The following is a 21521-nucleotide window of genomic DNA, read 5'->3' on the forward strand; positions in this document are numbered from 1 at the left end:
GGCGTCTTTACGCAATCGCCCTTTATTCCCAACTGAACGACACCCTGTTTTTTTACGGCGCGTTTAAAACGGACTCACATCGCCCGCCTCAACGGCAACGGCGCAACCAACACCCTCACGCCCAACGCTTCGAATGCATCAACCTGTGCTGAAGAAATACCGTTGTCGGTAATCAGGCAGTGAATTTTGCTCCAGTCACACGGCAGCGCAAACATCGACACCTTATCGATCTTGCTGGAATCGGCGACCACATAAACCGTGTTGGCCGAGTTGATCATCGCCATTTTAACTTTGATGTCGGTTTCGCTGGGAAAGCTCAAACCGAGGCGCGGTGAAATACAGGCGGTTGCCAGAAACAGCTTCTCTGCCAATACATTTTCGAAGAAGTTTGCCGCTTTTTCGCCAGATGTCGACAATGTTGGAAATTTAAACGTCCCGCCTGTTAACAAGATATTTATTCCCGGCTCGCCACCCAGTTTCAGCGCAATGTTCACGGCGGTTGTGACTACCGATAAACGGCGAATATGGCTGATCGCTTCGGCAATGGCGGTGGTAGTGGTACCCGAATCGAAAATCACTGTGTCGCCATTTTCGATATGCTGCGCGGCTAAACGTCCTATCGCTTCCTTCTCTTCAAGATGTGTTTGCCGCTCCAGCAGCAGCGCGCCGGTATTCTGTTTTCCGGTCATTAATGTTGCGCCACCGTGGTAACGCTGTACAAAACCTTGTTTTTGCAGCATCCGCAGATCGGTACGTAACGTGGCTTCCGTTAAGCCAAAGGTTTCAGTCAACGCTTTGACGGTGACCGTGCCATCCTCACGGATCATTTCCAGAATCTTTTCGCGGCGTTGCTGCATATCAGCCAACTGCTCACTCTTGCTTTTCAATCGAAATGCTCCCTTTTCCAATCGCGTTAGGTGTAGGCGAACGTGGACCTGATGCTGAGTCTACCGCGCCATTTTTGCGAATGCGAGATGATGAAAACGGCCAATGATTTTCGAACGAAAATAAACAATAAACAGGTTATTGAATCTTCACATTGGGTTCAGCATCTTTATCCATGCGATTTTTTCTGTTTGTAATGCACATCACGTCTTTTCAATAAGATAATGAATATCTCTCGCCGAGTTGTATGAAATTTGATCTCACCCACACATCCTTTCAATTCGATAGCATATATTTTTGTTCGAAAATGATTATTTGCGATTGAGAAAGTTGAACCCTGAAGGAGTGTAACGAATGAGCGGTGAATATGACGTAAATCTGCGCTATGGCGTGGACACGGCGCAAGATCTCAGCGGCAAAGTCGCGGTAGTGACCGGCGGACTCGGCGGTATTGCCATGGCGAGCAACGCCATGCTGCTGGAAAAGGGCGCACGTCTGGCGCTGCTCTATCCGCCGTTTGAAGCGGAGAAAGTCAGCAGCCTTAGTGTCGGGTTTGCAGCAGAAAGCGTGCAGTTTGTCTGCTGTGACGTCACCGATCCTGCTTCGGTTGAACAGGCTTTTGATCAGGTTGAAGCACATTACGGTCATATCGATATTCTGGTGAATTGCGCCGGTTACGTGATGCTGCAACCGGTACTGGAGACTGATTTTGCCGAGTGGCAGAAGCAGATTGCCGTCAATCTCACCGGGCCATTTCTCTGCTCACAAGCGGTGGGTAAACGTATGGTTAAGGCGGGCAACGGCGGCAAAATCATCAATATCGCCTCTCAGGCAGCCTCAATCGCTATCGATAATCACGTGGCTTACACCTCGGCAAAAGCGGGCTTGCTTGGCATGACCAAGGTCATGGCGAAAGAATTTGCGCCGCATCGTATTAACGTCAACACGCTCTCGCCCACGGTGGTATTAACCCCGATGGGTGAGAAAGCCTGGCGCGGTGAAAAAGGCGAGCAAATGAAAAAACTTATTCCACTGGGCCGTTTTGCCTACACCGACGAAATCGCCGCCGCCGTGCTGTTTTTTGCCAGCAACGGCAGCGACATGATCACCGGCGCCGATCTGATGATCGATGGCGGTTTCACCATTTGGTAATGCTGTGCCAATTCCAGAGAAACAAAACACCCTGCGATAACGATAAATAGAGAGAACATCACCATGAAAAAACGTACTTTGCTGTGCACTGCAATGGCGGCCTGCCTGATCTCTCACGCGGCATTTGCTGCAGAGAAAGGCACCATCATGATTCTGGTTAACTCGCTCGATAATCCTTATTACGCCTCAGAAGCCAAAGGCGCCAACCTCAAAGCGCAACAACTTGGATACAAAACCTCCGTGCTGTCTCACGGTGAAGATGTGAAGAAGCAAAGCGAACTGATCGATGCCGCGATTGGTAAAAAAGTGCAGGGCATTATTCTGGACAACGCCGATTCCACCGCCAGCGTGGCGGCGATTAAAAAAGCCAAAGATGCCGGTATTCCCGTGGTGTTGATTAACCGTGAAATCCCGGTTGATGACGTGGCGCTGGAGCAGATTACCCACAACAATTTCCAGGCCGGTTCCGATGTTGCCAACGTCTTTGTTGAGAAGATGGGAGAAAAGGGTAAGTACGCTGAACTGACCTGTAATCTCGCCGACAACAACTGCGTAACCCGTTCCAAATCCTTCCATCAGGTACTCGATCAATATCCCGACATGCAAAGCGTGGCGCGTCAGGATGCTAAAGGCACCTTGATTGATGGCAAGCGCATCATGGACAGCATTTTGCAGGCGCATCCCGATGTAAAAGGCGTAATTTGCGGTAACGGCCCAGTGGCGCTGGGCGCGATTGCGGCGCTGAAAGCCGCAGGACGCGATGACGTCACGGTGGTGGGCATTGACGGTAGCAACGATGAGCGCGACGCGGTTACCGCAGGAACGCTGAAAGCCACCGTCATGCTTCAGGCGCAGGCGATTGCCGCGCAGGGCGTCACCGATATCGACAACTTCATCCAGAAAGGGATCAAACCGGCCAAACAGCGAGTGATGTTCCGCGGCATTTTGATCACGCCAGAAAATGCCAAAGGTGTGCAGGACTTCAATTATAAGTCGTAATTAACCGCCGCCGCGCCCGTGAAAACGGGCGCCAGGGAGAATGAGATGGATAAACGACTCTGGCTGATGCTGATAGCAGTTGTGCTCGGTGGTTGCCGTATTGTGTCGCAGCAGGAGCTGGCTGATCTGAAAAATCCCCCCAATCCAAACATGACGAATATTGCGCAAACCTGGCAGCAAAAACTGGTGCCGCAGGTCGCAGGCGAAGCGAAACCGCTGGCTGAGTTGATGAAGTCTTTGCAGTCGGCTCCCGATTTTGACAGTGCCTGTAAAACCTACGGTTATCGCAGCCAGGAAGAGAATCCCTGCGTATTCAGCGTGAGTGTCAGCGGTGATGTCACCGCAGTTAACACCACTTCTCGCAGTGGAAAGATGACGGTTAAAGACATTTCAGGTGACAGTGTCACAATTCAGGTTGGGCCAATCATTCGCGGCACTGCACTGCGCGATGCATATAAAGGGGCCAGCTATCAGGACTTCAACGATCAGGTGATGTTTGGCGATTATGGCCGGGCGATCAATCAGCAGGCTTCCACATTAATGCAGCAGTTCAAGCCAAAAGTCGGCGACAAAATCACGGTGGCGGGCGTATTTAGTGCCTGGGACATTCCGCAGAAACTGCCGGATATCACGCCAGCGCAAATCACGCGGCAGTAAGGAGGGCATATGCAAAATCCTCAATCGCAACAGGCTACCGATGTGATCATTGAAACGCGCAATGTCTCGCGGGTTTATCCTGGCGTAACGGCGCTCGATCAGGTCAATTACCGCGTTTATCGCAACAAAGTGAACGTGCTGATTGGCGAAAACGGCGCAGGAAAATCCACCATGATGAAAATGCTGGCGGGTGTAGAGACGCCGTCATCAGGCGAGATTTTACTGGAGGGAAAACCGGTGTCGCTGACCTCAACGCAGCAAGCAGAGAAGCGAGGGATCAGCATAATTTTTCAGGAGCTGAACCTGTTTCCAAACATGAATGTGATGGATAACATCTTCATTGCCAATGAGTTTTTTCAGCGCGGCGTGATCAATGAAAAGTATCAATATGCGCTGGCAAAAACGCTGCTGGAGCGGCTGGAGCTGGACGTTGATCCCTATGCGGCGCTAGGTGAACTCGGCATTGGTCATCAACAGCTGGTAGAAATTGCACGTGCGCTATCGAAAGACACCCGCGTGCTGATCATGGATGAACCGACCAGCGCGCTGAGCCAGTCGGAAGTCAGGGTGCTGTTTAACGTCATTGAACAGCTCAAACGACGTGGCGTCACTATTATCTACATTTCTCACCGGCTCGAAGAGCTGATGGAAATTGGCGATCACATCACAATTTTCCGCGATGGGCGCTTTATCAGTGAGCGCGAAGTGCGTGATGCCAGCGTGCCGTGGATCATTGAGCAAATGGTAGGCGACAAGAAAAAGCACTTCGATTATCACGCGGCGGCGCAAGGTGACACGATCTTGCAGGTAGAAGGCTTGACCGCGCTGCATCAAAACGGCGGATACAAGCTCAATGACGTCACTTTTTCGCTACGAAAAGGGGAAGTGATCGGCATTTACGGTTTGCTGGGCGCAGGACGCACCGAACTGTTTAAAGGGCTGATTGGCTTGATGCATTGTCAGTCGGGCAGTGTGTTGCTCAACGGTGAAAATCTGGCGAAGCGTAATTTCCAGCAGCGGCTCAAACGCGGCATCGCACTGGTGCCGGAAGATCGCCAAGCCGAAGGCGTAGTGCAGCTGATGTCGATCACCGCCAATATGACGCTCTCCGATCTCAGCCTGCGTGGCTTTCGCCGTGCGCTGCGAATGCTTAATCCCGGCAAAGAGAATCAGCGCGTTAATGAAATGATTGGGCATCTGGCGATCAAAGTCAGCGATGCCGAACTGCCGATCACCTCATTAAGCGGCGGTAACCAGCAGAAAGTGGTGCTGGGCAAGGCATTGATGACCGGGCCGAAAGTGGTGCTGTTGGATGAACCCACGCGCGGTATTGATGTTGGCGCAAAAACCGATGTCTATCACCTGATTGGCAACCTGGCACAGCAGGGGCTGGCGGTGATGTTTTCCTCATCCGAACTGGACGAGGTGATGGCGCTGGCCGACCGCATTTTAGTCATGGCGGATGGACGCATTACCGCCGATCTGCCGCGCGCTGAAGCGACACGAGAAAAACTGATCAGCGCTTCGACACCGCAAGCTTAAGGTTGCTGGAGAATTTCATGAATCAAAAATATTTGCTCTATATGTATCTCCTCAAGGCGCGAACCTTCATCGCGTTACTGATTGTGGTGGGCTTTTTCAGCGTAATGGTGCCGAATTTTCTGACGACGTCCAACCTGCTGATCATGACTCAACATGTCGCCATCACCGGTTTACTGGCAATTGGCATGACGCTGGTGATTTTGACCGGCGGCATTGATTTATCCGTGGGCGCGGTAGCTGGGATTTGCGGCATGGTAGCGGGTGCGCTGCTCACCAACGGCGTGCCGCTTTGGGGCGGTAATACACTGTTCCTCAACGTGCCCGAAGTGATTCTTGTGGTGGCGATTTTTGGCGTGCTGGTGGGATTGATCAACGGGGCAGTGATCACCCGGCTGGGTGTTGCTCCCTTCATTTGTACGCTCGGCATGATGTATATCGCACGCGGCGCGGCGCTGCTGTTCAACGACGGTAGCACTTACGCCAACCTGGTCGGTCTGCCGCAACTGGGTAATACCGGTTTTGCGTTCCTCGGCTCGGGTACGCTACTGGGCGTCTATATCCCGATCTGGTTAATGCTTGGCTTTTTGCTGTTGGGCCTCTACTTAACCCGTAAAACGCCGCTTGGGCGTTACATCTACGCCACCGGCGGTAATGAAGGGGCGGCGCGCCTGGCTGGCGTACCTATCATCAAAGTAAAAGTTTTTGTCTACGCCTTCTCTGGCTTGTGCGCGGGTCTGGTGGGGTTAGTGGTGGCGTCGCAGTTGCAAACTGCACATCCGATGACCGGCAACATGTTTGAAATGGATGCCATCGGCGCCACCGTCTTGGGCGGCACCGCGCTGGCAGGCGGTCGCGGCAGGGTTTCCGGCTCGATTATTGGTGCGTTTGTTATCGTTTTCCTTGCCGACGGCATGGTGATGATGGGCGTTAGTGATTTTTGGCAGATGGTGATTAAAGGACTGGTGATTGTGACTGCTGTGGTTATCGATCAGTTCCAGCAACGTCTGCAAAGCAAAGTGGTGCTGTTGCGTCGCCATGAGCAAAAGCAGCAATCCACCCCAACATCTAACGTCAGTCATGGCTAAACGGAGGCAAGATGACACGAGATTTTAGTGGAAAAACGGTGGTGATTACTGGCGCCTGTCGAGGAATTGGTGCAGGCATTGCGGCCCGCTTTGCCCGCGATGGGGCGAACCTGGTCATGGTATCGAATGCGGATCGCGTGCATCAGACGGCCAATACCTTACAAAAGCAGTTTGGCGGCGAGATTCTGTCGTTACAGGTTGATGTCACCGTTGAAAGCGAGGTGCAGCAGCTTTATCAGCAAGCATTTAAACGGTTTGGCAGTATTGATGTTTCAATTCAAAACGCCGGAGTTATCACCATTGACCGATTTGACGCAATGCCTAAAAGTGATTTTGAGAAGATCCTGGCGGTCAACACCACCGGCGTCTGGTTGTGTTGTCGCGAGGCGGCGAAATATATGGTGCAGCAGAACAGCGGCAGTTTGATCAACACCTCTTCGGGGCAGGGGCGACAAGGTTTTATCTACACGCCCCATTATGCCGCCAGTAAAATGGGCGTGATCGGCATTACTCAAAGTCTGGCGCTGGAGCTGGCACCGTGGCACATCACGGTAAATGCGTTTTGCCCAGGCATCATCGAAAGCGAAATGTGGGATTACAACGATCGCGTGTGGGGCGAGATTCTGAGCAGCGACAAGAAAACGTATGGCAAAGGCGAATTGATGGCAGAGTGGGTTGAAAATATTCCGTTGAAACGTGCCGGGCAGCCAGATGATGTTGCCGGGCTGGTGGCGTTTCTCGCCTCAGACGATGCTCGCTATATCACCGGGCAAACCATTAATGTGGATGGCGGGTTAATATTCTCTTAATTCCTGCCGCTTTAATCAGGGGTTTGCCAAGTGGCAAACCCTTTTTTTTGCCTGTTTTTTAACCTCAGAAAATTCTCGGATAAGCACAAAAGATGAGACCTGTCCTGCACGGCTGTCACAATATGTTAAGGTAAACTCACTTGGTTGTGTAAATTCTTCCACCTTAAGACCCAAAAACGACCTCATTGCTTATGTCTTCAACCTTATTGAAACGAAAATCGCTGACATTCTGTTTGGTGGCCTCGACAATCGTCTCCACTGCGCCTGCTGCTGCGCTACAACCCGAAACTCGGGTAGCAGAAGCGCCGTTTGACGATCCCGCCCGTTTCCGCCAATCGCTGGAGAATCTGCCCTCGCTGGGCAATTACGATAACAGCGCGGAGTGGAGCAAAAAGCTCGCTTCGGTAGCGAAAAGCATTGGTGAAGCCAGTCAAAACAGCAGCAGTGAGGCTTCATTTGGTCAGCAAGCTGGCGTATGGGCGTTTAACCATCTACGTGATGAAGTGGCGGATCGCGTTGAGAACGAAGGACAGTCGCTGCTTTCTCCTTATGGCAATGCGACCCTGGATCTGATGGTCGACATGGATGGCAACTTCACCGGCACGGGCGGCGATCTGTTCAGCGCGTTAGCAGATGAAAACAGCTATCTTACGTTCAGCCAGGTTGGCCTACACGACACTTCCGACGGATTAGTCGGGAATGCCGGTTTGGGGCAGCGTTGGGAAGCGGGGCAGTGGTTACTCGGTTACAACACGTTTATCGATCGCATTTTCAGCAGCGGTTTACAGCGCGCTTCCGTGGGTACGGAAGCGTGGAGTGATAATCTGCGCTTTTCAGCTAACTATTATCATCCGCTTTCGGGTTGGAAAAACCTCGGCGATAGCCAGCAGCAGCGTATGGCGCGCGGTTATGACATTACCACGCAAAGCTACCTGCCGTTTTATCGTCAGGTGGGTATGTCTTTGAGCTGGCAGCAATATTTAGGGCAAAATGTCGATCTGTTTAACAGCGGCAACCGCTATCACAACCCTTCAGCGATGACGTTTGGCCTCTCATACACTCCGGTGCCGCTGGTGACCTTTTCTGCTACGCATAAAACCAGCAGCGCGGGCGAGAGCCAGGAACAACTCGGCCTTAAACTGAATTACCGTTTTGGCGTGGCGTTGAGTCAACAACTCAATGCCAATAACGTCGCGGCTGTGCACTCGCTGCGGGGAAGCCGCTACGACAACGTAACACGCAGCGACACGCCGGTGCTGTCGTTCCGTCAGCGTAAAAACTTATCCGTTTTTCTTGCTACGCCGCCCTGGCAGCTAAACGGCGGCGAAAGCCTGCCGCTCAAGCTGCAAATTCGCGCCAGCAACGCAATCAAAGCTGTGAGCTGGCAAGGCGATACACAGGCGCTGAGTTTGACACCGTCATCAGATAATAATGATCCACAAGGCTGGAGCGTCATTCTGCCGCCATGGGACAATTCCCCCGATGCGACGAACGAATATCGCTTGTCCGTGACGTTGGAAGACACCAAGCAGCAACGTGTCACGTCCAACTGGATCACCCTTAAACTTCAGCCGCCCATGGCTGTTCGCGAGCAGCAGGATAATCGCTACGATTTGATGGCACCCACCGAAAAGAGCCCAGCAATGAGCCTCTGATCCAACGCGAAAAAAGTGTGACAATTGTCACACTTTTCCAGTGGAAAGTTTTTAAGGAAACTCGCAGAATCAGCGAAAATTCTTATACACCTGCTCACCATGATCCTTCGCCCGCAACGCCATTGGTTCGTTCGTTTGTTCGCCTGGCACGGCTCTGTGCTGCCTGATATTTTGTTTCGCTTATCGCTGAATTTAATGATGTCACTGATCGCGCTGGCATCACTGAATTGGTATGAAACGCTGGGCATTAAACTCACTCTGGCGCCGTTTAGTTTGCTGGGGGTGTCTATCGCGGTGTTTCTCGGTTTTCGCAACAGCGTCTGTTTTGCCCGCTTTAGTGAAGCGCGGCATTTTTTAGGTGCCTTGCTTATCGCCTGTCGTACTCTTCAGCGTCAGGTGATGGCGGTTTGCCCCGCTGATGCACCGCGAGTACAAAGGCTGTTACTGGCATTTTGCGCCAGCCTTAAACATCAGCTTCGTCGCACCGATGCGCGTGAAGATTTAACGCGTTTATTAGGGGATGAAGCGGAAGGGTTACTTCAGCGGCATTCACCTGCAAACGTGTTGCAGTTGCAGCTCTCACACTGGCTGGCAGAGCAGCGTCGTCAGGGAAATATCAGCGATGTTGTCTGGGGCAATATCGACAATAACCTCAACCAGCTTGCCGCAGTATTGGGCGGTTGTGAACGTCTTGCCAGCATGCCGGTGCCTTTTGCTTACGGCCTGCTGCTGCACCGCACAGTCTATTTTTTCTGTACCTTGCTACCGTTTGCGTTGGCACCCGATCTGCATGCGATGACGCCGCTGGTTTCGATGTTTATCGCCTATACCTTTCTCTCACTGGATACGCTGGCGGAAGAGCTGGAAATGCCGTTCGGGTATGAAAACAACCACCTGCCGATGGATGCTATCTGCACCAATATTGAGATCAATCTGCGCGAGATGGCGGGTGAATCCGACTTGCCGCTGCCCATGCAGCCGGATAAATATTATCGCCTGACATAAAAAGAAAACGGCCCGGAAGACACAGGCCGGGCCGTTAAGTGAGGGCAGGGCGATTAGAACTGGTAGATCAAGCCAAGTGCAGTGATATCGTCGGTCGCCAAGCCGAGTGCGTTATCATCTTTCAACAGGTTGATGCGGTATTCACCGTAGACCGACATGTTTTTGTTGAAGTAATAGGTCGCACCCACAGAGGTATATTTGATGATGTCAGCATCACCAATGTTCTCGATCTCTTTACCTTTTGACGAAACGTAGCCGACAGAAGGACGAATGCCGTTCAGGAACTGATACTGCGCAACGGCTTCAAAGTTCTGCGCTTTATTAGCAAAACCACCAGAAATTGGTGTGGCATTCAGCGTTTCGCCGTACATTGCTGCCAGATAGATCTGGTTGGCGTCATATTTCACGCTTGTTGCCCAATGTTGTGCTTTCTCGCCTTCACCGCGTGCGGCAGCATTCTGGGTTTCAGTACGATCAAGGCTGGCAAATGCGCCGGCGAAGCTCAAACCAAAATCAAAGTCGTAGGTCGCAGACAGCGCATAGCCATCACCGTTTGAACGGCGCACGCCGTCGGTATTGCCGCTGCGATCGTTTTTCCCTTGATACTGGGCGGCGATATTCAGGCCATCAACCAGACCAAAGAAATCTTTGTTACGCCAGGTCAGCACGCCCGTTGAACGGCCAGACAAGAAGGCGTCGGTATAACCGGAATCGCCCCCAAAGAATGGCAACATGTCGGTGTTAGCCAGCGCGTCATAAACCAGACCGTAGTTACGGCCATAATCCAGCGATCCCGCCTGGCCAAATTTCAGGCCCGCGTAGCCAAGACGCGTACGGTTACCGGTTTGTGCATCGCTGCCTTCAGAGTTGCGCAAACTGTATTGATATTGCCAAAATCCGTAACCGGTTAACTGATCGGTGATTTTCGTTTCACCTTTGAAACCAAAGCGCGCATAGGACGATGTATCGCCATTGTTACTGTCATCATCAGAAAACAGGTGAGAAACGTTAATCTTGCCCACTAAATCGAGCTTATTACCGTCTTTATTATAAATTTCTGCTGCTTGAGCAGTGGAGATACTGATCAATAACGGCATTACAGCCGCCAGTAAAGAGCGCTTCATCATTTAATATTTACCCTGTATCGATTAATTATTATCCCCCAGAGAAGGGGTGAAAAGAAAATGACACAGAAAGATAATTCAGCCTAGCGCAATAAATGTAACAAAATGTGTATTTAATTTATGTTATCATAAAAAAGCATATTTAAGGTTTGTTTTGCCTTAAAGGTATTAGATTTCCATATGATAGATAAATCGCAGCTTTTATTTAATAATCATTATTAATCAGGTTGTTAGTGTTTTTATTGGGCTTAATTTTATTCAAGTAAGTTGTTCGGTTAATGAGTAGAATAAAAAAAGTGTTATAGCAATATGATCAGACGTCATTATCAAATAAAAGCATTTTTACCTCTAATAATTAGCCTGATAATGTTTATTTTTTACACAACAAGACAAGATATTTCTGCTTTTATAATAACGTTAGAAATAAAAATGGAATAACGCACATCGCTTTTTTTGTGGTGATTAAAATACATACTAAATTTCGTTTTGTTTATATTCTGTTTAATATCGATAAAAAAATATAGCTTGCTTATCCTCTATTTCCACGTTTACCGCTTTCTTTAATTCACGTGAATGCTTACCTGCACTGCAAATGCGCAAATTGCCCTCAAATTGGGCAGCAGATGCCCGTTTTTGGACAATTAATTTATCAGCGATCACAAAAGCGATATTTCATAGCGCAAATGCATAATTCCGCTATTTAATACTCGGCGCAAGCGCCTCGTTAAGATAATTATTCACTAATTATGCAAATAAAGTGAATGGTGTTCGCACTTAACTCATTGATATTTGGTAAGTCAAAACGTTTTATGCATTTTTGTCCTTGGCTGGCACGCTATCTGCAATCTAGAGTAGAGCAGCGTTAATCAAGAATTTAACAACTTTAAAACAATAGCTTTACCCAGCCGGGAAAGCAGGAGAGAGAGTTATGTCACTGCACGTTTCACGTCACGACTTTGATCAATGGATGATGCCGGTTTATGCGCCTGCCGCTTTTGTGCCGGTGCGTGCCGAAGGCTCAACGGTGTGGGATCAAAACGGAAAAGATTATATCGATTTTGCGGGGGGCATTGCCGTTAACGCATTGGGCCACGCGCATCCTGCTCTGCAACAGGCGTTGCAAGATCAGGCCGCTCGCCTATGGCACACTGGTAATGGCTATACCAACGAACCGATTCTGCGTCTGGCAAAACAGTTGATTGATGCCACTTTTGCCGATCGGGTCTTTTTCTGTAACTCAGGCGCGGAAGCCAATGAGGCCGCATTAAAGCTGGCCCGTAAAGTTGCGCACGATCGCTTTGGTGCGCATAAAAGCGGCATTGTCGCCTTCACTAACGCCTTTCATGGTCGCACCTTATTTACTGTCTCTGCGGGTGGTCAACCTGCCTATTCAAAAGATTTTGCGCCGCTGCCGCCCGATATTCAGCATGCTGCGTTCAACGATCTTGAAGCCGCCGCCGCGCTGATCAACGAAAATACCTGTGCAGTGATTGTTGAGCCTATTCAGGGTGAAGGCGGTGTATTACCGGCTGAGCCCGCTTTCCTGCGCGGCTTGCGCGAGTTGTGTGACAAACATCAGGCGCTGCTGATTTTTGATGAAGTGCAGAGTGGCGTGGGCCGCACGGGTTCACTTTATGCCTATATGCATTACGGCATCACGCCGGACGTATTAACCAGCGCCAAAGCGCTTGGCGGCGGATTTCCAATTGGTGCCATGTTGACGCGTGAAGATTTAGCCTTGGTGATGGGCGTGGGCACGCACGGCACCACTTACGGCGGCAATCCGCTGGCGGGCGCGGTCGCAGGCAAAGTCATGGAACTGATCAATCAGCCAGAAATGATGGCGGGCGTGGCACAACGTCATACCTGGATTGTTGAGGCGCTGGATGAGCTGAATCAGCGTTTACATCTGTTTAAACAGGTACGGGGACTCGGACTGCTGATTGGCGCGGTATTGAGTGATGACTTTGCCGGTAAGGCAAAACAGATCAATCTTGCTGCGGCTGAGATGGGCGTCATGGTGTTGATCGCCGGGGCAAATGTAGTGCGTTTCGCCCCTGCACTGAATATCAGCGAGCAAGAACTCAGAACAGGTATGGCACGTTTTGCCGAGGCGTGTGAATCCTTTGCGCGAGGAACATCGTCATGATGGTTATTCGTCCGGTTGAACGGGATGATTTAAGCCAGTTAATGGCGCTGGCGGGCAAAACCGGTGGCGGGCTAACCTCGCTGCCCGTTGACAGCGCCACCTTACAAGCACGTATCGAACGCTCGCTACAAACCTGGGATGGCAGCTTGCCACGCGCCGAGCAAGGCTATGTATTTGTTTTGGCGGATAGCGAAGACAATCGCGCGGTCGGCATTTGCGCCATTGAAGTGGCGGTGGGTTTACAAGATCCTTGGTATAACTTTCGCGTTGGCACGCATGTGCATGCCTCCAAAGAACTCAACGTCTATGCAGCGTTACCCACGCTCTATTTAAGCAACGATCACACCGGCAGCAGCGAGCTTTGCACCCTGTTTCTCGATCCCGATTACCGCGACGGCAAAAATGGCTATCTGCTGTCTAAATCGCGCTTTCTGTTTATGGCCAGTTTCCGCGATCGCTTTATGGATCGGGTCGTGGCAGAGATGCGTGGCGTCAGCGATGAAACAGGGCATTCACCCTTCTGGGACAGCGTGGGTAGCCGCTTTTTTTCCATGGAATTTAGCCAGGCTGATTTTCTCAGCGGCACCGGTCAGAAGGCGTTTATTGCCGAGCTGATGCCGAAACATCCGCTTTACATTCATTACCTGACCGAAGAGGCGCAGGCGGTAATTGGCGAAGTTCACCCTAAAACCGCCCCCGCGCGCGCGGTGTTGGAAGCGGAAGGTTTCCGTTACCTGAACTATATCGACATCTTTGATGGTGGCCCAACGCTGGAATGCGATATCGATCGCATTCGCGCGGTGCGCAAAAGCCGTGTAGTGAATGTCGTAAAGGGTAAAACCGAGGCGGAGGGTCCACTCTGCCTGGTAGCGAACAGCCATTATCGCCAGTTTCGCGTGGCGCTCTTGCCGGTCGATCCTGCAAGCGGCAGCGTGCAATTAACGGATGCACAGATGCAGGCATTGAAATGTCAGCCGGGTGATAGCCTGCGCGTAGTGACACTTTTCAATGAAAATAAGAACCGCGAGGAGAAAACAGCATGACGCAGATGATTAAAGGCGAATGGTTGGCCGGTAGCGCTGAAACCCTGACTAAACAGGATCCGGTCAGCGGCGAAACGCTGTGGCAAGGTCAGGCTGCGTCAGCACAACAGGTTGAGGCCGCGTGTGAAGCTGCCCGCGCAGCCTTTCCCGCGTGGGCGACGTTACCTTTTGCGCAACGCCAGGTGTACGTTGAAAAATTTGCCGCCCAGCTTGAAGCCAACAAAGTTGAGCTGGCAGAAACCATTGCGCGCGAAACCGGTAAGCCGCGCTGGGAAGCGTTGACCGAAGTTGGGGCGATGATCAATAAAATCGCGATTTCCATCAAAGCCTACCATACGCGCACGGGTGAACAAGCCGATGGCGAAAGCTCGCTGCGCCACCGTCCACACGGCGTGTTAGCGGTATTTGGGCCGTACAATTTTCCGGGCCATCTGCCGAACGGACATATTGTGCCCGCTTTACTGGCAGGCAACTGTGTAGTGTTTAAACCCAGCGAACTTACGCCACTGACGGCAGAGAAAACCGTGCGCTTATGGCTGGCAGCCGGATTGCCTGCAGGTGTGTTGGCGCTGTTGCAAGGCGCACGAGAAACCGGACAGGCATTGGCGTCGGATAACCAAATTGATGGATTACTGTTTACCGGCAGCGCCAACACCGGGTATCAATTACATCGACAGTTTGGCGGACAGCCTGAGAAAATGCTGGCGCTGGAGATGGGCGGCAATAATGCGCTGATCGTCGAAGATCCTGCAGATATTGATGCCGCAGTGCATGTTGCGTTGCAATCAGCGTTTATCACTGCGGGTCAACGCTGTACCTGCGCTCGCCGCCTGCTGGTAAAGCGGGGAGCGGCGGGAGATACTTTCTTGCAACGTCTGGTTGAAGTTAGTGCGCGCTTACAACCGGGCGCTTGGGATGCCGAGCCACAGCCTTTTATGGGCAGCGTGATCTCTTGCAGCGCGGCAGAGAAAATATTCCATGAATGGCAGCAGCGGGTGAACGCAGGTGGTAACGTGCTGCTGGAAATGCGTTGGCCCGATCGCCAACGCGCGCTGCTCACACCAGGCATTATCGATCTTACCGAGGTCCAAAACCTGCCCGATGAAGAGGTGTTTGGTCCATTGCTGGGCGTTATTCGCTATGACGATTACGACCAGGCTATTCGACTCGCAAATCAGACGCGGTACGGTTTGTCATGCGGTTTAATCTCGCCTTCACGTGCGCATTTCGATCAGCTGCTACTGGAAGCGCGCGCCGGGATTGTGAACTGGAATAAACCGTTAACCGGTGCTGCCAGTACGGCGCCATTCGGCGGCATTGGCGCCTCTGGTAATCATCGAGCCAGCGCCTGGTATGCCGCCGATTATTGTGCCTGGCCAATGGCATCGCTGGAAACGCCCGATCTCACGCTGCCTGCCGCTTTATCGCCGGGTCTGGATTTCTCAGGAGCGACAAAATGAAAGCGCAAGAAGCTAACTTTGACGGATTGGTGGGGTTAACTCACCATTACGCCGGTTTGTCGTTTGGCAACGTCGCTTCAACGCGTAATCAGCTCCAGCCTTCTAATCCACGGCTTGCAGCCAAACAGGGCGTGCTGAAAATGAAAGCGCTGGCAGACATGGGATTTGTGCAAGGCGTGATTCCGCCGCATGAGCGTCCTAATCTGCCTTTGCTACGCCAGCTGGGTTTCAGCGGCAGCGATGAGCAGGTGCTGGCTAACGCCGCGCAGACGGCGCCGGGTTTATTGTCTTCTGCCAGTTCCGCCTCGGCAATGTGGGTGGCGAATGCGGCAACGGTTTCTCCCTCGGCGGACAGCGCCGATCGCCGGGTGCATTTTACGGTTGCCAACCTCAACAATAAATTTCACCGGGCAATTGAAGCCCCAGAAACGGCGCAATTACTTCAGGCTATCTTTCGCGATCCGCAGCACTTCAGCGTGCATGACGCGCTGCCGCAAGTTTCAATGTTTGGTGATGAAGGGGCGGCCAACCACAATCGCTTTGGCGGTGATTATGGCGAGGCGGGTGTACAGCTGTTTGTTTATGGACGCGAAGCCAGCCGCGAGGCGACATCGCCTCACCGTTTTCCCGCACGACAAACCCGTGAAGCCAGCGAAGCGGTGGCGCGCTTGCACCAGCTTTCCGCTGATCAGCTGCTCTTTGCTCAGCAAAACCCGGCAGTGATCGATCAGGGCGTTTTTCACAACGATGTTATTGCGGTCAGTAATCAAAACGTCCTGTTTTGCCATCAGCACGCATTCGTAGAGCAGGCCGCGTTGCTGGCACAGCTGAAACAGCGCGTGCCCGGTTTTGTTGCGATTGAAGTGCCAGAAAATCGGGTTAGCGTGCAGGAAGCGGTGAACACCTATCTGTTTAACAGCCAATTGCTTAGCCGGCCTGATGGCAGCATGATGCTGGTTTTACCTGAAGAGTCACGCCAACATGCCCGCGTCTGGGATTTCCTCTGTGAGGAAGTCGAAAAGGGCGGCCCGCTGCAGGCGCTTAAGGTGTTTGATCTGCGCGAAAGCATGGCAAACGGCGGCGGCCCAGCGTGTCTTCGTTTACGTGTGGTACTGACGCCGGAAGAGCAGCGGGCAGTGAATCCAGCCGTATTCATGAATGATCGTCTTTTTACTGAGCTGAATGACTGGATTGATCGTTATTACCGTGATCGCCTGACGCAAGCCGATCTTGCTGACCCACAACTACTGCGTGAAGGACGTGAAGCGCTGGATGCGTTGACCAAGCTGCTAGACTTAGGAAATGTGTACGCATTTCAGCAGTGAAGTGCAGGCAGCTGCGGCTGCCCTTCACTTCACGCGATAAGGAGGAACGATGCAGGATTTTTTACAACAGACGCTGTCCGGTAGAGCGCCACGCAAACGTAAAGGTGAAACTGCGCACCTTCACTGGCAATGGCTCGACCACGGCATTCTGTTGATGGAGCCAAAAGAAAAAGCGCTTCAGGCAATGGTGATTTCAGCAGGGATACACGGTAATGAAACCGCGCCGGTGGAGATGCTTAATCAACTGTTGCTGCCGTTATTAAACGGCGAAAAACCGCTGCAACAGCGGCTGTTAGTGATCTTGGGCAATCCGATCGCGTTAAAAGCCGGTAAGCGTTACATGCATTACGATATTAATCGCCTGTTTGGCGGACGCTGGCAGCAGATTGTCGATGGGGATGAAGCGCACCGCGTCTTGCATCTTGAACAAGCGGTGGAAACGTTCTGGCAAGCGTGTGAGGTGGACGAAACGCGCTGGCATCTGGACCTGCATACCGCTATTCGCGGCTCATATCACACGCGCTTTGGCGTGATGCCGCAGAGCGATCGTCCATGGCCGCCGGCGTTTCTCGACTGGCTGGCAGCAGCGGGTATGGAAGCATTGGTATTTCATCGCGCGCCCGCTGGCACGTTTACCCATTTTAGCTGTGAACATTTTGCGGCTGCCAGCTGTACGCTGGAGCTGGGTAAAGCGCTGCCGTTTGGTAAGAATGATTTGTCTCAGTTCTCCGCTGCTCAGCAAGCATTGGCTGCACTGCTTTATGGCGAGGCTTTACCGGATATTACGCAACGACCAAAACATTATCGCGTAGCGCAACAGATTACGCGCAAGAGTGAAAGTTTCGTTTTGCATATGGGCAGCGACACGCTGAACTTCACGGCGTTTCCACAAGGGACGTTGTTAGCGGAGGATGGCGAGACGCGCTACTACGTTCAGCAGGCACGAGAATATGTCTTGTTTCCTAATCCCAATGTCGCACTGGGATTGCGTGCAGGATTGATGTTAATAGAAGAGGGCGAGCAGACCCAGGCGCTGCCACTCTAGAATGGGCTCTTTTGACCTAAAACCGCGGGAGTTTTGCTTCCGCTTTCTTACCAGAACCCTTACACTCCTCCTTAATTTCTCGCGTTTCCGCAGTAAATTCATACTCTTTTGCAATTCCTCACGCATTTCTTCTCATTCTCTTCATGATTGCCGGATTTCTGTCTTTTATGCTTTCACGGCTTTACTCAGCCTCTGAGTAGTTGACGTTCAGCGTCGTATGCTTGTTTCCGAAGACACGACAGAGCGCTGTCGTCATTAATCTGAATAATAAGGACACTATTATGCGTAAACTGACTTCCCTTTTACTGGCTTCTTCGCTGGCGTTTGGTGCAGCTAGCGCTGTCCACGCTGCGGCTGACAACTTGACGCCACCACCAGCAGCCGGTAGCGAAAAGCCAATGCATAAGCCGCCGATGCACCATGGCATGAACATGATGTTTAAAGGTCTGAACCTGACCGATGCGCAAAAAACAGAGATGCGCGATATCATGAAACAGAGCCGCAAAGAGATGAAGCGTCCGTCGCTGGAAGAGCGCCGTGCTAATCATGCGCTGATCGCCGCTGATAGCTTCGATAAAGCCAAAGCTGAAGCGCAGGCTGATAAAATGACCGTCAATGCAAAAGAGAATGCGGTTGCCATGATGGAAACGCAGAACAAACTCTATAACGTGCTGACGCTTGAGCAGAAAAAACAGTACAACGCGAATTTTGAAAAGCACCTGACCGAGAAAGGCCCGCATGACGGCAAAATGACGCCACCACCAGCGGAGTAATTCGCGCTGATACTCTAAGGTCTTGAGACCGCCGACGTTGTCCACCTCATTCGTGTCGTGGGCAGCGTCGGCGGTTTTGTTTTGCCAGGGCTTTTAGTGGCGTGCTACAGAGGATGAATCGGATATTCACCCGACAGAACCGGGCGGCAGAGAATTTTGTAGCCGTCGTGATCGAATCCACCCGGCGCACGCTTCAGCAACTTTGCTTCTTCCAGCGTCGTAACCGAGCCCAGATAGAACCAGTGATCGATGACGTGAATCTGCGTCATGTTTTTACCGGTTTCGACCAATCCCACCGCACCTTGCCATGGCCAGCAAAACACCCGGACATTCTCCAGTGCTGTTAGCAGGCGATCTTGATGATCGCTGATCGGCTCTTTACCGCAACACGCCCCCGCGCACTTACGTAACGCTGAGCGGAAGCAGCCGCGCTGGGCGCTAAGCGCTTCCAGTCCCAATAATCCATGACAGAGTTGATAGTCGTCCGCCAGTTGTTTGAGCCTTTCCAGTGCGGCAAAACGGCTGCGATAGAGACCAAACAGATTCGGTGACTGGGTAAAGTCGAGTTCACGCGCATACACCACCTGCGGTTTACCGTCGGTGATCTGCAAGGAGCAGAGTTGACGATTTTTTCGCAGGCGTTTGTTGAACAGCGGCTGCTGGGTTTTGATCATCTGCGCTTCAAGCAGCAGCGCGCCGAGATCGCCTGCGGTGGGGATCCATGTCACGCGGCGCGACTGACGCAGCATTTTGGCTTCATCCGGCGTTCGGAAATGGGACATCACGCGTGAACGTAAATTAACGCTTTTACCGATGTAGAGTGGCAGCGTTTCGCTTTCACCATGAAAGGTATACACGCCGGGTACATTCGGCAGGCCTTCCAGCCATTCACGCAGGTGTTCGGGATATTGATAAATAGCAGCCGCGTCGAACTCGAGGCGGTGCGTTGCTGCACGTCGGACCAAGATGAACTCCAATTACTGGTTGTCCATACAGTCTAACAGGGCGGTGAAATGTTCGCCAGCGGCTTAAAGTCGCCGCGTTGCCAGCCAGCAGACTATCGATCCCAGCGTGATCATTAATACGCCTTGCCAAAAAGCCAGCGCAGGCGTTAAACCCAGCCACAAAGATGCCAGCAAGGCGGATAATACGGGTGTGAAATAGGACGCCGTCGCCAGCAGCGTGAGGTTGCCATGCTGAATGCCGTGATTCCACGCAGAATAGGCAATGGCGGTGGACGTTCCCATAAACAGCACCTCCAGCAGCGGGCGCAGGCCAAAGTGCAGCGGTGCGCTTTGTGCATCAAAGACATATTTCAGCCACAGCGCCAGCGCGGTCATCATAAAAAATAGCGTCACACCGTTGGTTCCGCGTGAATAACGCCGTGTGATGTTATTGTAGAGCGCCCAGGCGATGGCCGCGATAAAGGCCAATGCGTAAGCCAGCGGATTACTTGAAAGATTGTTCAACAGCAAAGCGGGGGATCCTGCGCTTTGACCTTTCATCACCCAAATAATCCCCAGCAGTGAGAGCGCTAATCCGGGCCACAGCCACAGGCGAAAACGCTGCTGATTAAAGGGAATCGCCAGGATGATGGTCAGACAGGGCCACAAATAGTTGATCATCCCCAGTTCCAGCGATTGGTTGCGATTGCTGGCAAGGCCAATCGCTAATGCCAGACTGATTTCATAACCGACAAACAGCGCGCCACCCCCCCATAAATAGGCTTTCGGCATAGCGCCAATGTTGGGGATACCGCGTGTGAAGCAGAGTAATAATGCGGTTGTCGAATAAATTAACGCGGCGCCACCGGTGGCACCAAAAGCCTCACTGACACTGCGTAACAGGCCAACGGTAGTGCTCCAGAGCAAAATTGCGGTAAAACCAATCAGGGTGGCACGAGAAAGCGGGGTTAGCATTGATGACTCAACAGGACTGAGTGGAGAGTATTTCCCCTGCACGCAGGCAGGGGAAATCGGTGGGCTTACTTCCAGAAATCGTCGAAAACGGTGATCGGTGGACGACGTTTATGCTCGGTTTTCAGATACCAGCCTTCAATAATATGGGCAGTTTCAGGTGCAACCTCTTTGCCTTCAAGATAATCATCAATCATCTCGTAAGTGACACCAAGCGCGACTTCATCTTGCAGGCCAGGACGATCGTCTTCCAAATCTGCAGTCGGCTTTTTCAGATAGAGATGCTCTGGGCAACCCAGCTCTTTTAGTAACTGCTTACCCTGACGCTTATTGAGGCGGAACAGAGGATTGATATCGGTACCGCCATCGCCGTACTTGGTAAAGAAGCCGGTTACGGCTTCTGCGGCGTGATCGGTGCCGACCACAACACCTTTGGTCATACCCGCAATGCTGTACTGCGCTTTCATGCGCTCACGCGCTTTCTCGTTACCACGGATAAAGTCGGAAAGCGTAATGCCCGCCTCTTGCAATGCACGTTCACTGGCAAGCACCGCTTCCTTGATATTCACCGCCAGCGAACGATCTGGCTTAATGAAGGCCAACGCATCCTGACAATCCTGTTCATCCGCCTGCACGCCAAAAGGCAAGCGCACCGCGATAAAGGTGTAATCATTATCGCCTGTTTCTTCACGCAACTCAGCGATAGCCAACTGCGATAATTTACCAGCTAGCGTGGAATCCTGGCCGCCACTTATACCCAGCACCAGGGTTTTTAAGCCTGTATGGCGCTTAAGATAGGATTTGAGAAAATCGATACTGGTGCGAATCTCTTGTTGAGTGTCGATTGTTGGCTTAACGCCAAGGGCTTCAATGATTTCCTGCTGCAGTGACATGAAC

The 21521-nt window shown here is 51.9% G+C and carries 19 protein-coding genes; 14 read left to right on the plus strand and 5 right to left on the minus strand.

Going from position 1 to position 21521, the window contains the following annotated elements; all coding sequences use genetic code 11:
- Window positions 1-74 precede the first annotated feature (74 nt).
- A complete protein-coding gene (locus tag ACF2G4_RS03980; RefSeq protein WP_215846973.1) occupies window positions 75-887 on the minus strand; it encodes a DeoR/GlpR family DNA-binding transcription regulator in 813 nt (270 codons plus the stop codon).
- Window positions 888-1239: 352 nt separating this feature from the next.
- On the opposite strand from ACF2G4_RS03980, the gene ACF2G4_RS03985 reads away from it, so the two are divergent.
- The 8 genes from ACF2G4_RS03985 (at window position 1240) to ACF2G4_RS04020 (ending at window position 9789) form a co-directional block, all read left to right on the plus strand.
- Window positions 1240-2037, plus strand: coding sequence for a GolD/DthD family dehydrogenase (locus ACF2G4_RS03985; protein ID WP_215846972.1), 798 nt, complete (start codon window positions 1240-1242; stop codon window positions 2035-2037).
- Between the two features lie 63 nt (window positions 2038-2100).
- Window positions 2101-3036 (plus strand): D-ribose ABC transporter substrate-binding protein, encoded by a 936-nt coding sequence (locus tag ACF2G4_RS03990; protein ID WP_243078095.1) that lies wholly within the window; start codon window positions 2101-2103, stop codon window positions 3034-3036.
- Window positions 3037-3081: 45 nt separating this feature from the next.
- The gene (locus ACF2G4_RS03995) at window positions 3082-3693 is read left to right on the plus strand and encodes a DUF2291 family protein (RefSeq protein WP_243078094.1); all 612 of its coding nucleotides are present in this window, start codon (window positions 3082-3084) and stop codon (window positions 3691-3693) included.
- A 9-nt stretch (window positions 3694-3702) separates the two neighbouring features.
- The gene (locus tag ACF2G4_RS04000; RefSeq protein ID WP_243078093.1) at window positions 3703-5235 is read left to right on the plus strand and encodes a sugar ABC transporter ATP-binding protein; all 1533 of its coding nucleotides are present in this window, start codon (window positions 3703-3705) and stop codon (window positions 5233-5235) included.
- A gap of 17 nt (window positions 5236-5252) precedes the next feature.
- Window positions 5253-6320: an ABC transporter permease gene (locus ACF2G4_RS04005; RefSeq protein ID WP_215846970.1), complete on the plus strand. Its 1068-nt coding sequence runs from the start codon at window positions 5253-5255 to the stop codon at window positions 6318-6320.
- A gap of 11 nt (window positions 6321-6331) precedes the next feature.
- Window positions 6332-7129 (plus strand): SDR family oxidoreductase, encoded by a 798-nt coding sequence (locus ACF2G4_RS04010; protein ID WP_215846969.1) that lies wholly within the window; start codon window positions 6332-6334, stop codon window positions 7127-7129.
- A gap of 191 nt (window positions 7130-7320) precedes the next feature.
- Window positions 7321-8784, plus strand: a complete 1464-nt coding sequence (locus ACF2G4_RS04015) for a YchO/YchP family invasin (protein WP_409075549.1) — start codon at window positions 7321-7323, stop codon at window positions 8782-8784.
- A 99-nt stretch (window positions 8785-8883) separates the two neighbouring features.
- On the plus strand, window positions 8884-9789 hold the full coding sequence (locus tag ACF2G4_RS04020; RefSeq protein WP_215846966.1) for a bestrophin family protein: 906 nt from the start codon (window positions 8884-8886) through the stop codon (window positions 9787-9789).
- Between the two features lie 53 nt (window positions 9790-9842).
- Here ACF2G4_RS04020 and ACF2G4_RS04025 read toward each other — a convergent pair whose 3' ends face one another.
- A complete protein-coding gene (locus tag ACF2G4_RS04025) occupies window positions 9843-10916 on the minus strand; it encodes a porin (RefSeq protein ID WP_305798589.1) in 1074 nt (357 codons plus the stop codon).
- Between the two features lie 925 nt (window positions 10917-11841).
- Between ACF2G4_RS04025 and ACF2G4_RS04030 the strand changes: the two genes are divergently transcribed.
- The 6 genes from ACF2G4_RS04030 (at window position 11842) to spy (ending at window position 18708) form a co-directional block, all read left to right on the plus strand.
- Window positions 11842-13062 (plus strand): aspartate aminotransferase family protein, encoded by a 1221-nt coding sequence (locus ACF2G4_RS04030; RefSeq protein WP_243078090.1) that lies wholly within the window; start codon window positions 11842-11844, stop codon window positions 13060-13062.
- Window positions 13059-14105 (plus strand): arginine N-succinyltransferase, encoded by a 1047-nt coding sequence (gene astA / locus ACF2G4_RS04035; protein ID WP_409075550.1) that lies wholly within the window; start codon window positions 13059-13061, stop codon window positions 14103-14105. Before ACF2G4_RS04030 ends, astA begins: the two co-directional genes overlap by 4 nt.
- Window positions 14102-15565 carry a succinylglutamate-semialdehyde dehydrogenase gene (gene astD, locus ACF2G4_RS04040; RefSeq protein WP_409075551.1) on the plus strand — a complete coding sequence of 488 codons (1464 nt, stop codon included), beginning with the start codon at window positions 14102-14104 and terminating at the stop codon, window positions 15563-15565. The genes astA and astD overlap by 4 nt, the downstream gene beginning before the upstream one ends.
- Window positions 15562-16890 (plus strand): N-succinylarginine dihydrolase, encoded by a 1329-nt coding sequence (astB, locus tag ACF2G4_RS04045; protein ID WP_243078087.1) that lies wholly within the window; start codon window positions 15562-15564, stop codon window positions 16888-16890. The genes astD and astB overlap by 4 nt, the downstream gene beginning before the upstream one ends.
- Window positions 16891-16939: 49 nt before the next feature.
- The gene (astE, locus tag ACF2G4_RS04050; protein WP_215846964.1) at window positions 16940-17935 is read left to right on the plus strand and encodes a succinylglutamate desuccinylase; all 996 of its coding nucleotides are present in this window, start codon (window positions 16940-16942) and stop codon (window positions 17933-17935) included.
- A 281-nt stretch (window positions 17936-18216) separates the two neighbouring features.
- Window positions 18217-18708: an ATP-independent periplasmic protein-refolding chaperone Spy gene (gene spy / locus ACF2G4_RS04055; protein WP_409075552.1), complete on the plus strand. Its 492-nt coding sequence runs from the start codon at window positions 18217-18219 to the stop codon at window positions 18706-18708.
- 104 nt (window positions 18709-18812) lie between these two features.
- Here spy and cho read toward each other — a convergent pair whose 3' ends face one another.
- From cho to nadE, 3 genes are all read right to left on the minus strand, one after another.
- A complete protein-coding gene (gene cho / locus ACF2G4_RS04060) occupies window positions 18813-19673 on the minus strand; it encodes an excinuclease Cho (RefSeq protein WP_215846963.1) in 861 nt (286 codons plus the stop codon).
- A gap of 63 nt (window positions 19674-19736) precedes the next feature.
- The gene (gene yddG, locus ACF2G4_RS04065) at window positions 19737-20627 is read right to left on the minus strand and encodes an aromatic amino acid DMT transporter YddG (RefSeq protein ID WP_243078085.1); all 891 of its coding nucleotides are present in this window, start codon (window positions 20625-20627) and stop codon (window positions 19737-19739) included.
- A gap of 65 nt (window positions 20628-20692) precedes the next feature.
- On the minus strand, window positions 20693-21517 hold the full coding sequence (gene nadE / locus ACF2G4_RS04070; RefSeq protein WP_215846962.1) for an ammonia-dependent NAD(+) synthetase: 825 nt from the start codon (window positions 21515-21517) through the stop codon (window positions 20693-20695).
- Window positions 21518-21521 lie beyond the last annotated feature (4 nt).

Origin of the sequence: Pantoea phytostimulans (assembly GCF_046118715.1) — a bacterium.
Taxonomy (GTDB): domain Bacteria; phylum Pseudomonadota; class Gammaproteobacteria; order Enterobacterales; family Enterobacteriaceae; genus Pantoea; species Pantoea phytostimulans.

Bases quoted from the DNA above. Each gene is read 5' to 3' on its own strand.
- astB (WP_243078087.1), top strand. From the start codon at position 15,562: ATGAAAGCGCAAGAAGCTAACTTTGACGGATTGGTGGGGTTAACTCAC.
- spy (WP_409075552.1), top strand. From the start codon at position 18,217: ATGCGTAAACTGACTTCCCTTTTACTGGCTTCTTCGCTGGCGTTTGGT.
- nadE (WP_215846962.1), bottom strand. From the start codon at position 21,517: ATGTCACTGCAGCAGGAAATCATTGAAGCCCTTGGCGTTAAGCCAACA.
- yddG (WP_243078085.1), bottom strand. From the start codon at position 20,627: ATGCTAACCCCGCTTTCTCGTGCCACCCTGATTGGTTTTACCGCAATT.
- astD (WP_409075551.1), top strand. From the start codon at position 14,102: ATGACGCAGATGATTAAAGGCGAATGGTTGGCCGGTAGCGCTGAAACC.
- ACF2G4_RS03990 (WP_243078095.1), top strand. From the start codon at position 2,101: ATGAAAAAACGTACTTTGCTGTGCACTGCAATGGCGGCCTGCCTGATC.
- ACF2G4_RS04000 (WP_243078093.1), top strand. From the start codon at position 3,703: ATGCAAAATCCTCAATCGCAACAGGCTACCGATGTGATCATTGAAACG.
- ACF2G4_RS04015 (WP_409075549.1), top strand. From the start codon at position 7,321: ATGTCTTCAACCTTATTGAAACGAAAATCGCTGACATTCTGTTTGGTG.
- ACF2G4_RS04020 (WP_215846966.1), top strand. From the start codon at position 8,884: ATGATCCTTCGCCCGCAACGCCATTGGTTCGTTCGTTTGTTCGCCTGG.
- ACF2G4_RS03985 (WP_215846972.1), top strand. From the start codon at position 1,240: ATGAGCGGTGAATATGACGTAAATCTGCGCTATGGCGTGGACACGGCG.
- ACF2G4_RS04010 (WP_215846969.1), top strand. From the start codon at position 6,332: ATGACACGAGATTTTAGTGGAAAAACGGTGGTGATTACTGGCGCCTGT.
- astE (WP_215846964.1), top strand. From the start codon at position 16,940: ATGCAGGATTTTTTACAACAGACGCTGTCCGGTAGAGCGCCACGCAAA.
- ACF2G4_RS04025 (WP_305798589.1), bottom strand. From the start codon at position 10,916: ATGATGAAGCGCTCTTTACTGGCGGCTGTAATGCCGTTATTGATCAGT.
- ACF2G4_RS04030 (WP_243078090.1), top strand. From the start codon at position 11,842: ATGTCACTGCACGTTTCACGTCACGACTTTGATCAATGGATGATGCCG.
- astA (WP_409075550.1), top strand. From the start codon at position 13,059: ATGATGGTTATTCGTCCGGTTGAACGGGATGATTTAAGCCAGTTAATG.
- ACF2G4_RS04005 (WP_215846970.1), top strand. From the start codon at position 5,253: ATGAATCAAAAATATTTGCTCTATATGTATCTCCTCAAGGCGCGAACC.
- ACF2G4_RS03995 (WP_243078094.1), top strand. From the start codon at position 3,082: ATGGATAAACGACTCTGGCTGATGCTGATAGCAGTTGTGCTCGGTGGT.